Below are 16,098 nucleotides of genomic sequence, written 5' to 3'. Positions count from 1 at the left end.
CTCTGCGGGTGTCCACGGGAGTGACCGGTTACTTGGTGCTGCTCGGCGTCGGTGTCGCCGGAGCAGTGCTCTTCGCTGCTGCGATGGTCTCCCGGCGCCTCCTCGCGCCCCGCGCGCCCGGCCTGGCGAAGCTGACGACCTACGAGTCCGGCGTCGACCCGGTGACCGGCGGCTGGGCGCAGACACACTTCCGCTACATCACCTATGCGTTCCTGTATGTCGTCTTCGCCGTCGACGCCGTCTACCTCTTCCCGTGGGCACTGGTGCTGCGTGATCACGACCTCGGCATCGCCAGCCTGATCGAGATGGCCATCTTCATCGCGGTGGTGCTGGTCGGCCTGCTGCACGCCGCCCGCCGGGGTCTGCTCACCTGGAGTGACCGATGACCACCGACCTGCCGATGCCCCGTGTCGGCGCCGGCCAGGCCGTCGCGCCTCGACCGATGCGACTGGTCCTCAACTGGGGCCGGCGTTACTCGCTGTGGGTCTTCAACTTCGGATTGGCCTGCTGCGCCATCGAATTCATCGCTGCGTCGATGGCCCGCCACGACTTCATCCGGCTGGGTGTCATCCCGTTCGCCCCCGGTCCGCGCCAGGCCGACCTGATGGTCGTCTCCGGGACCGTGACCGACAAGATGGCGCCCGCCGTCCGCCGGCTCTACGACCAGATGCCCGAACCCAAATACGTCATCAGCTTCGGTGCCTGCAGCAACTCCGGCGGTCCCTACTGGGACTCCTACAGCGTCACCAAGGGCGTCGACCAGCTGATCCCCGTCGACGTTTACGTCCCCGGCTGCCCGCCGCGACCCGAAGCGCTGCTGCACGGCATACAGGTGCTGCAGCAACAGATCGCCGACGAGCGGTTGCACACCAAGGGCCTGCGCGCCAAGCTCGGCTCGTATGCCGGCCGCAAGGCGTCCGCGGCCGAAGTGAGCCGTCCGCTCGTCGCTCCTCCCTCGCAGGAGAAGGACGCGTGACCGACCAGACCCACGAGATCCCCACGGTTTGCTGCGAGCCGGGGGAGTGGCGACAGACCCTCGAGCGCGTGCGCGGCGAGGGCTTCGACTTCTTCGACTTCCTCACCGCCGTCGACCAGACCGACGCCGACGAGCGGCCCGGCTTCGACGTCGTGGTGCATCTCTACGACATGACTCCCGGTGCCTTGTGCGAGACCTTCGTGCAGACCCGGGTCGCCGACGGCGCAACGCTCGCCAGTTGCACCCCGCTGTGGAGCGGTGCCGCCTGGCACGAGCGCGAGACCTACGAGATGTTCGGCATCGGCTTCGACGGATACAGCGAGGCCGGCTCCGGCAAACTCCGAAAACTGTTGCTGCCGGACGGTTTCGACGGCAACCCGCTGCGCAAGTCGTTCGTGCTGGTGGCCCGCGCGAGCAAGCCGTGGCCGGGAGCCAAGGAACCGGGCGGCGGTGGCACCGACGGCGCCAAACCCGCCCGCGCGCCGCGTCGCCGGCTGCAGCCGCCGGGTGTCCCCGACGAGTCGTGGGGCCCTCGATGAACGACTTCGCCGAGATCGTGCTCCGTTCGGTCTGCGTGCTGGCCGCGTTCCTGGTGCTGCCCCTGCTCGTCGGCCAGACCGAGCACAAGGTGATGGCGCACATGCAGGGGCGGCTCGGGCCGATGGAGGCCGGCGGCTTCCACGGCTGGGCACAGTTGATCGCCGACGGCGTCAAGTTCGCCCAGAAGGAGGACATCGTCCCGCTCGCCGCGGACAAGAGCGTCTTCCGTGTGGCGCCCGCGCTGGGCATCGTGTCCTACCTGTTGGCGCTGGCGGTCATTCCGTTCGGACCCGGCTTCTTCGGCGCCGACGTCCCCGGCAGCCTGGTCTGGGTGCTGGCGGTGGGTGGCATCGGCACGGTGGGCATCCTGATGGGCGGCTGGTCCAGCGGCAACAAGTACTCCCTGCTCGGCGGCATGCGCACCGCCGCTCAGTTGGTCTCCTACGAACTGCCGCTGATCCTGGTCAGTGCGTCGTTCGCGATCGCCGCCGGATCGCTGTCGCTGGTCGGCATCGCGCACGCCTGGAACCCCTGGTGGCTGATCTGGCAGCTGCCCGGCGCGCTGGTCTTCCTCGTCGCGGCAACGGCCGAGCTGCAACGCCCGCCGTTCGACATGCCGGTGGCCGACTCGGAGCTGGTCATGGGCCCCTACACCGAATACACCGGCCTGCGCTTCGCGCTCTTTCTGCTCGCCGAATACGCCGGCATCGTCGTCATGTCCTTCCTGCTGGCCGCGCTGTGGCTCGGCGCCTGGGCGGGGCCCTTCAGCGACTCGCTCGGCTGGCTGTGGATGCTGATCAAGGGCGGCATCTTCGCCTTCCTGATCATCTGGATCCGGGTGGCCTGGCCGCGCCTGCGCGAGGACCAGCTGCAGCGCGTGGCCTGGCTCGGACTGGTCCCGATCGCGTTGCTGCAGTTGGCAATCACGGCAGTCGGAGTGGTGGTGACGTCTCGATGAGCAAGTTTCTCGGTGGTCTCGCAAAGGGCATGGCGACCACCGGCCGCACGATGGTCACGCACGCCCACACCCAGCAGTACCCGCACGTGCAGCCCGACCTGCCGGCTCGCAGTCGCGGAGTCATCGCGTTGCTGGAGGAGAACTGCACCTCGTGCATGCTGTGCGCGCGCGAATGCCCCGACTGGTGCATCTACATCGACTCCCACAAGGAGACGACCCCGCCCGGGCCCGAGGGCGGCCGCGCCCGGCAGCACAACGTGCTGGACCGCTTCGCGATCGACTTCAGCCTGTGCATGTACTGCGGGATCTGCATCGACGTGTGCCCCTTCGACGCGCTCTTCTGGAGCCCGGAGTTCGAATACGCCGACGGTGACATCCGCAACCTCTTGCACGAGAAGGAGAAGCTCGGCGAGTGGATGCCGACCGTGCCGCCGCCGGCTGCGGTCGAGAACGGCGCCGCGGACATCTCCGGGGAGAGTCCGTGACGACGTACGACGTGCTGTTCACCATCGCCGGGGCGATCAGTGTCGCCTCCGGGTTGCTCGCGGTGAGCACCAAGCACCTGGTCCACTCGGCGCTGTGGCTGATCGTCAGCCTCGGCGCCCTGTCGGGTTGCTACTTCGTGCTGGGTGCTGAATTCGTCGCGCTGGTGCAGCTTCTCGTCTACGTGGGTGCCGTGGTGATCCTGGTGCTGTTCGCGCTGATGCTCACCCGGGCGCCGATCGGTAGAAGCCACGAGCACGACACCCCGCTGCTGCAACGCGCGGCGGCCCTCGTCGTCGGCGCGGCCACCGCGGCGCTGCTGGCGACCGTGCTGATCAGTGCGTTCGGCAACGAGCGCAGGCCCGTCGACGGCGGCACCACTCACCAGCTTGCCGGCCGGCTCTTCAGCAGCTGGGTGTGGCCCTTCGAGCTGCTGTCCGCGCTGTTGCTGGTCGCCCTGATCGCTGCGCTCGCGTTGGCGCGCCTGCCGATCGGGCGGAGGGCGCCGAAATGATCCACTCCGCGCTGCCCATGGTCGTCGTCGGGCTGCTGTTCGGCATCGGCCTGTATGGCGTCCTGGCGCGCCGCAACGCCGTGCTGGTGTTGATCGGGGTCGAGCTGATGCTGGCCGCGGCGGGGCTGCTGTTCGTCGCCATCGGGTCCCTGACCAGTGACGCGATGCGGGCCGGACAGGTCATGACGATCTTCGTGATCACCATCGCGGCGGCGGAGATCGCCGTGGCGCTCGGGGTGATCCTGGCGGTCTTCCGCGCCCGCGGCAACATCGACATGGCGCAGCCGGCCGGCCGGCAGGGGGACGACGCATGATGCTCGCGAACAGCAGGTTCGACACCACCACGCTCGCGCTCGACTTCCCGGTCCAGCCGAGCCACCTGGTGGTGTTGTTGCAGGCGGCCATCCCGGTGCTGATCCTGTTGCTGACCCGGCGCAGTGCGCGCGCCTTCGCCGTGGCGAGCGTGTTGAGCTTCCTCGGCCTCGTCGCGGCGATCGCGTTGCTGGTGCAGCACACCCGCGGCGGCGCGATCGCGGGCCCGGACACCATCGGTGGACTCCCGCTCGGCGCCGGCATCCGGGTGCCGTTGCACCTGCAGGTCGACCGGCTGTCCGTGCTCGTCGCCGTCGCGGTCGCGCTGGTGTCCTGGGTCGTGCAGCTCTTCACCCGGTGGTACCTCTACAGCGATCCGCGCTACCGCCAGTTCGCCGCGTCGGTGGGCCTGTTCACGGCGGCGATGCAGCTGGTGGTGCTGTCCGGGGACGTGCTGTTGATCCTGGTCGGCTGGGAGTTGATGGGCTGGTGCTCCTACCTGCTGATCGGTCACGAGTCCGAGCGGCCGAAGGCGCGGCGCGCGGCATACAAGGCGTTCATGGTGACCCGGATCGCCGACACGCCCCTGGTGATCGGGCTGGCCATCCTGTCGCTGGGCGCGCACAGCACCGGCATCGACGACATCGTGCGGCACTGGTCCGCGGCCGCCGACAGCCACGGCACCGCCCTGACGGTCGCCCTGCTGTGCCTGATCTGCGCGGTCGCCGGCAAGTCCGCCCAGGTGCCCTTCCAGGACTGGTTGGCCGACGCGATGGAGGGCCCGACGCCCGCGTCCGCGCTGATCCACGCCGCGACCATGGTCGCCGCCGGCACCGTCGTGCTCGGCAAGCTGGTCGGCCTGCTCGAAGCCTGCGACGCGGCACGGGTGGTGCTGGCCCTGGTCGCCGCGATCTCCGCTGTCGGCGCCGGGGTCCTCGCCTTCTGCCAGCACGACCTCAAACGCCTGCTGGCCTGGTCCACCGTCTCCCAGGTCGGCCTGATGCTGCTCGGCATCGCCGTCGCCGCACAGCACGGGACCGCCGACCTCGGCATCGCGCACCTGCTGTCGCACGCGATGTTCAAGGCGTTGTTGTTCTTGATGATCGGCTGGTTGTCGGTGCTCGTCAGCGGCACCGCCGTCGAGCGGTTGTCCGGTGCGCTGAGCAAGCACCCCGAGGCGCGCCGGATGGTCGGCATCGGGTTGCTCGCGCTCGCCGGTGTGCCGCCGTTCGTCGGCTTCGTGTCCAAGGACCTGATCATCGACGAGGCCGCCCGCCGGGGCATCGACGGCGACCTCACCGCACGGATCGCCTTCGCCGCGCTGGTCTGCGTGGTGTTGCTGACCACGGCATACACGATGCGGATGTGGCTGATCCTCATCCACCGGACCGGTGCCCAGCGGGTGCAGGTGCGTGAGTGGGTCGAGGACAGTTACGACGTGCAGGACGTCGGCATCGTGGAGATGCTCACCGACCTGCCGCAGGTCGACGCGCACGGCCGGCCGACCGAGCGCACGGCGCCGGTGGAGGTGCCGCCCGAGGACGAGCCGGACCTCGAGCCCGAGTTCGGCGAGCAGCAACCCGGTGGGGGTGCCCGGTTCGGTCTGCAACTGCTGGCCGTGCTGTCGGTCGTCGGCGGCCTGCTGGTCGTGTCCCCGATGCTCGACGTGGACTGGAAGCACCCCGACGTCTGGCTCATCGGTGCGTCGCTGCTGCTGATGGGCGCGATCGCGCTGCTGGTGCGGATGATGTCGGTCGGCACGGTCTATGGCGACGCTGCCGCCCGGCTGCCGATCTTCGTACGCGCCTCGGCGTCCCGCGGCTTCGACGCCGACCGGCTGTATGTCGCCTTCGGCCAGGCATTCCTGGCCCTGGCACGCGGGGTGGCTCGGCTCGACGACCGGCTCGACCACGGTGTGCAGCAGTTGCCGGCAGCGGTCGCGGCATTCGTCCGCCGGGCCGACCGGCTGCACACCCGCCGGCCGACCAGCGGTCTGGTGGCGGTCTCGGTCGGACTGGTCGCCGTCGGACTGATGGGGGTGATCCTGTGGTAGCAGCGCTGTTCATCGCGCCGCTGGCACCGGTCGTCGCCGGGCTCGCGCTGGTCGTCGGCGACCGGAGCATCCGGTCCGTGAGCCGGCACACGGCATACATCGTCTCGTTGGTGGCCACCCTCGCCTCGTTGATCGCGTCGATCGCGATCTCCTACGACCGCCCGGTCCTCGACCGGCAGTGGGTGCCCGAGATCGGCATGCGGCTGCACCTGGCGGTCGACGGCATCAGCGTGCCCTTGCTGCTGATGACTGCGGCCGTGGGCGTGCTCGTGGTGGTGCACGCACGCCACGAGCAGCCGGAGGGCGGCACCCCCGCAACCTTCTTCGGCTGCCTGCTGCTGGTGATCGGCGGCGGTATCGCGACCTTCCTGGTGCAGGACGCGATCAGTTTCTTCCTGGCGTTCGAGGTCGTCCTGGTGCCCATGTGGGTGCTCATCGGCCGGTTCGGCGACCGGCGGGACGCCCGCGAACGCGCCCGCGCCGGCAACACGTTCGTGCTCTACACGGTGCTCGGCTCGACGCTGATGCTGGTCGGCATCCTCACCATGTCGTTCGCGGCGGGCACCACCGACCTCGCCGGTCTCGCCGCACATCCGCTGTCGCCCGGCAAGCAGACCGCCGTCGCCGCCGTGCTGCTGATCGGGCTCGGCATCAAGGTGCCGATGTGGCCGTTGCACTCGTGGTTGCCGCGGGCGCACACCATCGCGCCGACCGCAGGGTCGATGCTGCTGGCCGCCGTGCTGCTGAAAATGGGCACCTACGGAGTGGTGCGGTTGGTCATCGCGCCGCTGCCGCAGGGTGTGGAGCGCCTGGCGCCATACGTCGGGACGCTCGCGGTCATCGGCATCGTGTGGGGCGGCCTGGTCTGTCTCGTGGAGCGCAGCCTCAAGCGGCTGGTCGCGTGGTCGTCGATCGCCCACATGGGTTTCGTGCTGCTCGGGCTGATGAGCGGCACCACGATCGGGTTGCAGGCGGCGTTGTTCGCCAACATCGCCCACGGCGCGATCTCCGCGCTGCTCTTCGCGGTCGTCGGTGGCCTCAAGCATCGCTGGGGCGGCGCCGACGACCTGGACCACCTGGACGATTTGGACGCGGTGCGGCGCTCGCTGCGTGACGTGTCGCCACGGTTGAGTCTGGCGCTGGTGATCGGTTTCGCCGCGTCGATGGGGCTGCCCGGTCTGGCCGGTTTCTGGGGCGAGGTGCTGGCGATCTTCGGAGCATGGACACCTGCCGGTGGCCGGCCCGAGGGGTGGTTCCGGGTGCTGGCGATGTTCGCCTCGATCGGTGCGGTGCTCGCCGCCGGATACGCGCTGCGGGTGTTGCGGGTCGTCTGGCAGGGCCGGGCCGAGGGTGGTGCACCGCCGGAGGCGGAACCGGCCGGTGACGCCCGCGGCAACGAGTGGCTGGTGACGTCGGTGCTGAGCACCGCCGTCGTCGTGCTCGGCGTCATACCACTGGTGCTGCTGCAGACCACGTCCGGCGCGGTCGACCACCTGATGGCGGTGATCGGTCGATGAAGCTCAGCTACGACTGGTGGCTGCTCGCCCCGGTGCTGATCCCGGCGATCGGCAGCGTGCTGCTGCTGGTGCTGGACGCCATCGCGCCCCGGCTAGGCCGGGTGCACTGGGCGATCACCGCGCTGCTGCTGCTCGTCGCCGCTGCGGCCGCTGTGCCCGGTGCCCTGCCGTCGGCCGACAACCCGCGCCGCACCTTGTGCCTGTCGGACGGCACCTGCCTGTATGCCGTCGACCACGTCGGGGTCGGGCTGCAGCTGACCGCCCTGGTCAGTGGCGCCGTCGTCGCCCTGATGGCGTTGCCGATCCGGGTGCCGGCCGAGCGCGCCGCCGTGCAAGCCACCCTCGTGCTCGCCGCGACCGCCGGCGCCACGGGTGTCGTCGCCGCCCGCGATCTCGCCTCGTGGCTGGTGATGCTCGAACTCGCCACCCTGCCGGCCATCGCCCTGGTCGCGCTGCGTACGCGCCGCGCCGCGGTCGATGGAGCGCTCGCGCTGCTGACGACGTCGCTGGTCAGCTTCGCGATCACCGTCATGGGGGCGGCCCTGTGGTTCGCCGCGACGGGCTCGGCGCTGTTCTCCGGCGACGCGGTGCTGCAGGCATCGGGTGACGCGGACTCACGGCGCATCCTGGTGCTGGCCGTCGTCTTCATCGTCGCGGGGCTGGCCTTCAAGCTGTCCTTGGTGCCGTTCCACGCCTGGACGCCCGAGGCGTTCGGCGGCGCCTCGGTGCCGATCGGTGCGTTCCTCGCCGTCACGTCCAAGGCCGCGGCGCTGGCGGCGCTGCTGGTCATCTTCCGCGGCGTCACCGTGCTCGGCACGTCGGCGCTCGCCGCGATCGGGGTGCTGTCCGCGCTGTCCATGACCCTGGGCAATCTGATGGCCCTGCGGGAGAAACGCACGCTGCGCTTCCTGGCCTGGTCGACGGTGTCGCAGGCCGGCTGGGTCGTGTTGCCGCTGGCCACCGTGTCCTCCCGTGCGGTGCGCTCGGCCGCCGCCTACTTGATCGTCTACGCCGTCGCCACGCTCGTGGCGTTCGTCGTCGTCACCGCGCTGGCCCACGCCGACGGACGGGAGCACGCGACACGTCTGTCGTCATACGGCGGACTCCTGCAGCGGCGGCCGTTGCTGGCGGTGACCCTCGCGCTCGCGTTGCTGACCCTGATGGGTCTGCCGCCGGCCGTCATCGGGCTGGTGGCCAAGGTGGCTGCGATCGGCCCGGTGGCCGGCGGGCGGCTGTGGATGCTGGCGATCATCGCGGCGATCAACGCCATGCTCGGCGTCGCGGTCTACCTGCGCTGGCTGCGAATCTTGTTCGGCGCGCGCAAGGACCCGGACCACGCCGACGAACTGCACCCGCTGCACCGGGCGCTGGTGATCGTCGGTGCCGCCGCCCTGGTGGTGACCAGCATCGCCCCCCATTCGCTGCTGCAACTCGTGGGCCGGTAGGTCGCTCGGCCGGCGTGCTCGGGTGGTCTGCTCGGGTGGTCTGCTCGGGTGGTCTGCTCGGGGGCCGGCTTCGTCGTACCGAAGTCTCCCCAGGGTGGGGTTTGGTACGGCGGGGGCTCGGGTTCGTGTACCGAAGTCTCCCCAGGGGGGTTTGGTACGGCGGGGGCTCGGGTTGGTGTACCGAAGTCTCCCCAGGGTGGGGTTTGGTACGGCGGGGGCCCGGGTTCGTGTACCGAAGTCTCCCCAGGGGAGAGTTCGGTACGGCAGTGGGCAGCCGACCACGGTCGCGACGGCACACCGGAACAAACGCGTCAGGCACGCACGTTCTCCAGATATGCACCGTCACTTCAACGGCCTCAAGACAGCCGCGCTCTTCGGCGGCATCTGGGTCGTGCTGCTCGCGATCGGCGGGCTCGTGGCCGGTGGTCGCTACATCTGGATCTTCGCGTTGATCGGTGTGGCCACCACGGCATACAGCTACTGGAACTCCGACAAGCTCGCGATCAAGGCGATGCGCGCCTACCCGGTCAGTGAGATCGAGGCGCCGGCGATGTACCGCATCGTCCGTGAGCTGTCGACCAAGGCGGGCAAGCCGATGCCCCGCCTGTTCATCTCGCCGACCGACGCACCGAACGCCTTCGCCACCGGCCGCAGCCCTCAGCACGCCGCGGTCTGCTGCACCCAGGGCATCCTCGACCTGCTCGACGAACGCGAACTACGCGGTGTCCTGGGCCACGAGCTGATGCACGTCTACAACCGCGACATCCTCACCTCCTCGATCGCCGCCGCGCTCGCGGGCATCATCACCTCGATCGCGCAGATGATGATGTGGTTCGGCATGTTCGGTGGCGGTGGCGGCAACGACGACGACCGGCCGAACCCGCTGGCCATGCTGGCGATGGCGTTCCTCGCTCCGGTGGCCGCGAGCCTGATCCAGATGGCCATCAGCCGCACGCGCGAGTACGACGCCGACGAGGACGGCTCGAAGCTCACCGGTGACCCGCTCGCGCTCGCCTCCGCGCTGCGCAAGCTCGAGGCCGGCACGGCCCGTACCCCCCTCGCGCCCGAGCCGAAGGTCGTCAATGCCAGCCACATGATGATCGCCAATCCCTTCCGGGCACAGGACGTTTCACGCCTGATGTCGACTCACCCGCCCACCGAGCAGCGCATCCAGCGACTGGAGGACCAGGCCTACGGCCGGCAGATCTCGCGGTGACGATTTGTCGTTCTCACCGCACGGATCGTTCGTTGTGGCGCGTGCCGGGCATGGGAAACACCGTCGTTGACCCGATCGCCCATACACATCAGGCGTTGGTGACTCGTGGTGCATGGGCGGGCGAGGCGTCCCTCATGGCGTGAAAGGCTGACCGCATGGGTTCTCTGCTGCGCACCGAGGCACAGGCACGTGCCGCGCTGATCGACGTCACGTCCTACGACATCGCGCTCGACCTGGATCAGGGCGAGGAGACGTTCGGCTCGGACACGACCATCCGTTTCACCTGCCGCGCGCCGGGGGCATCGACGTTCCTCGACCTGGACGCGGTCTCGGTCACCTCCATCACGGTGAACGACCAGGAGATCGACCCGGCATCGGTCGTCGACCGCCGGTTGCCGCTGGACGGCCTGCGTGAGGACAACACCGTCCGGGTCCGCAGCACCATGCGCTACCGGCACGACGGCGAGGGCCTGCACCGTGCCGTCGACCCGGCGGACGGTCGCCACTACGTCTACGGCATGTCCTTCTTGGACGCCGGCCCGTCGATCTTCGCCTGCTTCGACCAGCCCGACCTCAAGGCGCCGTACGACGTACGGGTCCGGGCTCCGCAGGACTGGCTGGTCGCGGGCAACGGTGCCGCCCGGCGGACTGCGCCCGGTGAGTGGACGCTGGTCACGACACCGCCGCTGTCGACATACTTCGTGACGATCTGTGCCGGGCCGTATGCCGTGGAGACCGACGAGCACGACGGCATCCCGCTGGGCATCTACGTGCGCGCATCGCTCGCCCAGCAACTCACCGAGCAGCGCGACGACATCTTCGAGGTGACCAAGCAGTCGTTCGACTACTACCACCGGCTCTTCGGGATCCGTTATCCCTGGGGCAAATACGATCAATTCTTCGTGCCGGAGTTCAACGCCGGAGCGATGGAGAACCCCGGCTGTGTGACCCTGCGCGACGACTACATCTTCCGTGGTGCGCACACGCGCACACAGTTGCTCACGCGCGCCAACACGATCAGCCATGAGATGGCGCACATGTGGTTCGGCGATCTGGTCACCATGCAGTGGTGGGACGACCTGTGGCTGAACGAGTCGTTCGCCGAATACATGGCGCACCGCACGGTCGTGGACGCCACGCAGTACACCGAGGCCTGGGTCGACTTCGGGATCACCCGCAAGACCTGGGGCTACGGCGTGGACCGCAGCCCGTCGACGCATCCGGTTGCCGGCGCTCCGGCGCCGGACGCGGAGTCGGCACTGACCAACTTCGACGGCATCTCCTACGCCAAGGGCGCCTCCGCGCTGCGGCAGTTGGCGCTCTACGTCGGTGACGACGCGTTCCTCGCCGGTGTCCGAAAGCACCTGGCGGACAACAGCTTCGGAAATGCCACGATGGCCGACTTCCTCGGCGCCGTCGAGGAGGCCAGCGGACGGTCGCTGACCGAGTGGACACAGGGCTGGTTGCGCAGCTCCGGTGTCGACGACATCCGCCTCGACGTGCAGCACCAGGACGGCACGATCACCCGGGCCGAGCTCGTGGTGACGCCCCCGGACGCGGATCCGGCCACGCGGTCCCACGTGCTCGACGTCGCCGCGCTCAACGACGGAGTCGCCGGCAAACAGGTCCGGCTGCACACCGGCGGAGCACGGACCGACGTTCCCGAACTCGTCGGGACGGCGCGCCCCCGGGTGCTCCTGCCGAACTCGACGGATCTGACCTGGGCGACCGCGGTGCTGGACGAGGAGTCGCTGACAGCGGTGGCCGACGAGGTGGCGGCGGCCGAGGACCCGTTGGTCCGGCTGGGCATCTGGTCCGCCCTGCTCGGCGGCGCCGACACCGGCCGCATCGACCCGCGCCGGGTCGTCGAGGTGTTCGGCGCCTGCTGGCCGCAGGAGCCCGTGCCGTCACTGAGCGACGCCCTGTCCGGTCAGGTGCAGACTCTCTACCCCTATCGTCTTGTGCCGCCGTCGGATTCGGCAGCAGCGCGCGACGCGCTGCACGGCGCTGGACGGCGCCGGCTCGACCAGGTCGACCCGGCCTCACCGGCAGCGCTGACCGCCGCGCGTCTCGTCGTGGCCACGACGACCGACGGGCAGCTGCTCGATCGATGGGCGTCCGACGCCGACCGGCCTGCTGCGGCCGCCGGTGACCAGGACTTCGGCTGGCTCGCAGTCCACCGGCAGGCCGTCCTGGGCCTGGTCGACGACGCGGCGATCGAGCAGGCCGCCACGTCGGACGAGAGTCTCAGCGGCCACCTGTCCCGGCTCGGTGCGCGTGCCGCCCTGCCGACCGAGGAGGCGAAGTCCTGGGCATGGGATCAGTTGTACGGCGAGACGCACCTGTCCAACTACGAAGGCCTCGCGATCGCGCGCAGCTTCTTCGCTGGGTATGCCGAAACCCGCGTCACCGAGATACTGCGCCCGTACGTCGACCGGTTCTTCACTGAATTGCCCGCTGTGCCAGCCAAATACGGCGACATGGCGGCCGAGAAGTTCGTCCTCGCCGCGTTCCCGCACCGTGCTACCGAACCGGCCGTCGCGGATCGCGCCCGCGCGTCGATCGCGTCGGACGACAACTCCGCCGGTGTACGCCGGGCGCTGACCGATGCGCTCGACCGGCTCGACCGCGCACTGGTCGCCCACGAGCGTTTCCCCGCCACCAACGCCACCACGGAAGGCTGAGCACCTGTGTCGTCGCTGCTGCGCACCGAGGCCGAGGAGCGCGCGTCGCTGGTCGACGTCGACTCCTACGCCCTCTCCCTCGACTTCACCCGAGGGGACGAACTCTTCGGCTCCCGGGTGACCGTCCGGTTCCGGTGCACCACCCCGGGCGCCTCCACGTTCGTCGAGTTCGACCCACGAGAGATTCACTCGATCACGTTGAACGGCAACAGGATCGATGACTCCCACGCCAAGGATGGCCGGTTGTGGCTGGATCGGCTGGAGCCGGACAACGAGCTGGTGGTGGACGCGACCATGGGTTACGTCCGCGACGGCGAGGGAATGCACCGTGCCATCGACCCGCAGGACGGGCAGGTCTACCTCTACGGCAGCCCGGCCTCCTCCACCGCCGGCAAGATCTACGCGTGTTTCGAGCAGCCGGACCTGAAGGCGCCGTACGACGTGCAGGTGAAGGCACCGGCGGAGTGGTCGGTGATCTCCAACGGTGCGGCGGATGCGGCACACGACGCGGTCGACGGGTGGCGCAGTTTTGAGACGACCCGGCCGATCGCGACCTACTTCTTCACCGTCTGCGCCGGCCCCTTCGCGCGGCAGACGAGCGAACACGACGGGATCCCGCTGGGCCTCTACGTACGCGCCACACTCGCCGAGGAGTTGCGTGATCAGGCCGAGGAGATTTTCACCGTCACCCGCCAAGGCTTCGACTACTACCACCGGGTCTATGGCATCCGCTATCCGTGGGGCAAATACGACCAGGTCTTCGTGCCCGAGTTCAACATGGGAGCGATGGAGAACCCGGGGTGTGTGACGCTGCGCGACGAGTTCGTCTTCCAGGGTCACGCGTCTCGCGCCGAGCACCTGCTGCGCGCCGTGGTCGTCATCCACGAGATGGCGCACATGTGGTTCGGGGACCTGGTCACCATGCAGTGGTGGGACGACCTGTGGCTCAACGAGTCGTTCGCCGAGTTCCTGGCCCAGCAGGGCACCGCCGAAGCCACCGAATTCACCGAGGCGTGGGTCGACTTCTCGGCGACCCGCAAGAACTGGGGGTATGCCGCCGACCGTGCGCCGTCGACGCACCCGATCGCCGGGACGCCGGCGCCGGACGCCAACGCGGCCCTGGAGAACCTGGACGGCATCACCTATCCCAAGGGAGCGTCGGCGTTGCGCCAGCTGGCGGCATACCTGGGAGAGGAGACCTTCCTCTCCGGTGTGCGGAGATACCTGCGGGCACACGAGTTCGGCAACGCCAGTCTGCAGGATTTCCTGCGGGCGATGAGTGAGGAGAGCGGTGAGGACATCGTGGCCTGGGCGCGCGGCTGGTTGCTGACGCCGGGCACCGACGTCCTCGCCGTGTCCGCCGATGCGGACGGTGTGTCGATCGCCCGCTCGGCACCGCAGCATTACCCGGCGAGCCGGCCGCACGTCACGGATGTCGCGGCCTATCGGGACGGTGTGCTGCTCGGTGCCACCGACCTACGCCTCGATGCGGACGTGACGGCGGTCGACGGCCTCGACCTGGTGGAGCGGCCGAAGCTGGTGCTGCCCAACGCGACCGACCGCACGTGGGCGATCGTCGCGCTCGATCAGGACACCCTGGCGGCGTTGCCGGCCGAACTGCCCCAGCTGGCCGACGCGACGGCGCGCGGCGTCGTCTGGTCGTCGCTGTTCAACGGCGTGGCACTCGGCACGGTGGACCCCGCACTGGTCCTGGACGTCTTCGAGGCTGGCTGGCCCAGCGAGGACGTCGACCCGCTGCTGGAAGCGGTCGCCAATCTGATCAGCGGCATGCTGCCCGGCCGGTTCCTGACCCTGGACCGGACACCAGCCGCGCTGGATCGCCTGGCCGGCACCGGGATGCAGGTCTTCCAGGCTGCCGGCATCCCCGATTCCCGGCGTCTGACGGCGGCCCGGCTGGTCGCCGCCACCTCCGCCGACACCGATCTGCTGCGCGGCTGGCTCGACGGTCGCGGGTTGCCGGACTTCCTCGCCGGTGACGACCAGTTCCGGTGGTCCGTGATCGGCCGGCTGGCGTCGCTCGGCGCGATGGAGAGTGCCGAGATCGGCCACTGGCGGGAGAAGGACCCCTCGGTCAGCGGGGTGTTGCGCTCGTTGTCCGCCCGGACCCGGATCCCGACGGCGGAGGCGAAGGCGTGCGCCTGGTCGCACCTGTTCGACTCGGACAATGCCAGCAGCCACGAACTCAGCGCCGTGGCGAGCGTGTTCTTCGGGCCCACCGACCAGATGGTCACCCGGCCGTATGTCGAGCGCTTCTTTGTCGAGTTGCCCCAGTTGGCAGGCAAACTCGGTGACATGGTGCTTCACCTTCTCGCCGCGGACGGCTTCCCCTCGACCGTGGTTGAGCCCGCCACCGTCGAGGTCGCCGAACGTGCGCTCGAGCGGCAGTTGCCGGCCGGAGTGCGCCGGTCGTGGGTCGACGGCACCAGCCGGCTGCGTGAGCAGCTGCGTTCGCAGGAGGAGTTCGGCGCATGAGCCTGCAGTGGAGCATCCTGGCGGTGCGGCTCGATCGACCCGATGCGCAGCCGTGGGTGGAGGAAGCATCGGACCTGGTGCTGAAAACCGCGTCCGTCGGCAAGCTGCTGCTACTGGGCGAGGTGGCACGCCGCATCGACGACGGCGATCTCGCCGCCGAGCACCGGGTCAGCAGGGCCGGCGCACCGTTCGTGCGCGACTCCGGGCTGTGGCACGCGCTCGACCAGGGCGACCTCTCCGTGGTCGACGCATGCCGGCTGGTCGGCGCGGTCAGCGACAACCTCGCGACCAATGTGCTGCTCGACCTGGTAGGCCTGGATTCGGTGGCGGCATACGGAGATTCGATCGGCGCAAAGCCGATGGAGCTGCTGGATTACATCCGCTCCGAGGCGCGCGACCTGACCGTTCCGGGCACTCCGCCGACCCTGTCGCGGGCCAGCGCAGCATCCCTCATCGGCTATCTGCGCAGGCTGTATGACGGCACTGTGTCCTCCCGGGTGGAGGAGTGGATGTCGTTGAACACCGATCTGTCGATGGTGGCGTCCGCCTTCCACGAGGATCCGTTGGCGCACAACATGATCGACGCGGGCGAGCATCCGGTCCTGATCAACAAGACCGGCACCGACGACGGCATCCGCGCCGACGTCGGGCTGGTCCGCGCCGGTGATCGTGTCGTCGGCTACGCGGCGATCGCCAACTGGCCGACGGACGACTCGCCGCCGGGTCTGGCCTCGGTGCTGGCGCGCATGCGCCGCATCGGTGCCGAGATCCGCGACCGGCTGGCGCAGGACTGACCGACCGTCGTGGGGGGACGGCATCCGCCCCACCGGGGGGGGAGGGCACACCCCGCGCGCGCCCCGGCCCACGGCCAGGCCCGCGCGCCGGGCCGCAAATAAGCGTCCCAGTG

14 protein-coding genes are annotated in these 16,098 nt (G+C 69.5%); all 14 read left to right on the top strand.

What is annotated here, in order from left to right; translation table 11 throughout:
- Window positions 1–20 precede the first annotated feature (20 nt).
- The 14 genes from ACTHL4_RS12735 to ACTHL4_RS12670 all read left to right on the top strand — a co-directional run bounded on the left by ACTHL4_RS12735 (window position 21) and on the right by ACTHL4_RS12670 (window position 15,985).
- Entirely contained in the window at window positions 21–386 is a 366-nt protein-coding gene (locus ACTHL4_RS12735) for an NADH-quinone oxidoreductase subunit A (protein ID WP_440283157.1), read from the top strand.
- Window positions 383–976: an NADH-quinone oxidoreductase subunit B gene (locus tag ACTHL4_RS12730; RefSeq protein WP_440283139.1), complete on the top strand. Its 594-nt coding sequence runs from the start codon at window positions 383–385 to the stop codon at window positions 974–976. Before ACTHL4_RS12735 ends, ACTHL4_RS12730 begins: the two co-directional genes overlap by 4 nt.
- The gene (locus tag ACTHL4_RS12725; protein ID WP_440283138.1) at window positions 973–1,515 is read left to right on the top strand and encodes an NADH-quinone oxidoreductase subunit C; all 543 of its coding nucleotides are present in this window, start codon (window positions 973–975) and stop codon (window positions 1,513–1,515) included. Before ACTHL4_RS12730 ends, ACTHL4_RS12725 begins: the two co-directional genes overlap by 4 nt.
- Window positions 1,512–2,474, top strand: coding sequence for a complex I subunit 1/NuoH family protein (locus ACTHL4_RS12720; RefSeq protein ID WP_440283137.1), 963 nt, complete (start codon window positions 1,512–1,514; stop codon window positions 2,472–2,474). Before ACTHL4_RS12725 ends, ACTHL4_RS12720 begins: the two co-directional genes overlap by 4 nt.
- The gene (locus tag ACTHL4_RS12715) at window positions 2,471–2,959 is read left to right on the top strand and encodes a NuoI/complex I 23 kDa subunit family protein (protein ID WP_440283136.1); all 489 of its coding nucleotides are present in this window, start codon (window positions 2,471–2,473) and stop codon (window positions 2,957–2,959) included. Before ACTHL4_RS12720 ends, ACTHL4_RS12715 begins: the two co-directional genes overlap by 4 nt.
- Window positions 2,956–3,471, top strand: coding sequence for an NADH-quinone oxidoreductase subunit J family protein (locus ACTHL4_RS12710; RefSeq protein ID WP_440283135.1), 516 nt, complete (start codon window positions 2,956–2,958; stop codon window positions 3,469–3,471). The genes ACTHL4_RS12715 and ACTHL4_RS12710 overlap by 4 nt, the downstream gene beginning before the upstream one ends.
- Entirely contained in the window at window positions 3,468–3,785 is a 318-nt protein-coding gene (nuoK, locus tag ACTHL4_RS12705; RefSeq protein ID WP_440283134.1) for an NADH-quinone oxidoreductase subunit NuoK, read from the top strand. The genes ACTHL4_RS12710 and nuoK overlap by 4 nt, the downstream gene beginning before the upstream one ends.
- Window positions 3,782–5,836, top strand: coding sequence for an NADH-quinone oxidoreductase subunit 5 family protein (locus tag ACTHL4_RS12700; protein WP_440283133.1), 2,055 nt, complete (start codon window positions 3,782–3,784; stop codon window positions 5,834–5,836). The genes nuoK and ACTHL4_RS12700 overlap by 4 nt, the downstream gene beginning before the upstream one ends.
- Window positions 5,830–7,353 carry a complex I subunit 4 family protein gene (locus ACTHL4_RS12695; RefSeq protein ID WP_440283132.1) on the top strand — a complete coding sequence of 508 codons (1,524 nt, stop codon included), beginning with the start codon at window positions 5,830–5,832 and terminating at the stop codon, window positions 7,351–7,353. The genes ACTHL4_RS12700 and ACTHL4_RS12695 overlap by 7 nt, the downstream gene beginning before the upstream one ends.
- Window positions 7,350–8,798: an NADH-quinone oxidoreductase subunit N gene (locus ACTHL4_RS12690; RefSeq protein WP_440283131.1), complete on the top strand. Its 1,449-nt coding sequence runs from the start codon at window positions 7,350–7,352 to the stop codon at window positions 8,796–8,798. The genes ACTHL4_RS12695 and ACTHL4_RS12690 overlap by 4 nt, the downstream gene beginning before the upstream one ends.
- Window positions 8,799–9,132: 334 nt before the next feature.
- Window positions 9,133–10,014 (top strand): zinc metalloprotease HtpX, encoded by an 882-nt coding sequence (htpX, locus tag ACTHL4_RS12685; protein WP_440283130.1) that lies wholly within the window; start codon window positions 9,133–9,135, stop codon window positions 10,012–10,014.
- A 155-nt stretch (window positions 10,015–10,169) separates the two neighbouring features.
- Window positions 10,170–12,698, top strand: a complete 2,529-nt coding sequence (gene pepN / locus ACTHL4_RS12680; RefSeq protein WP_440283129.1) for an aminopeptidase N — start codon at window positions 10,170–10,172, stop codon at window positions 12,696–12,698.
- A 6-nt stretch (window positions 12,699–12,704) separates the two neighbouring features.
- Window positions 12,705–15,191 (top strand): aminopeptidase N, encoded by a 2,487-nt coding sequence (pepN, locus tag ACTHL4_RS12675; protein ID WP_440283128.1) that lies wholly within the window; start codon window positions 12,705–12,707, stop codon window positions 15,189–15,191.
- On the top strand, window positions 15,188–15,985 hold the full coding sequence (locus tag ACTHL4_RS12670; RefSeq protein WP_440283127.1) for a serine hydrolase: 798 nt from the start codon (window positions 15,188–15,190) through the stop codon (window positions 15,983–15,985). Before pepN (ACTHL4_RS12675) ends, ACTHL4_RS12670 begins: the two co-directional genes overlap by 4 nt.
- Window positions 15,986–16,098 lie beyond the last annotated feature (113 nt).

Origin of the sequence: Flexivirga sp. (genome assembly GCF_051955415.1) — a bacterium.
Lineage (GTDB): Bacteria > Actinomycetota > Actinomycetes > Actinomycetales > Dermatophilaceae > Flexivirga.
Note: the sequence above shows the minus strand (reverse complement) of the source record. Positions and strands in the feature narration are given on the sequence as shown.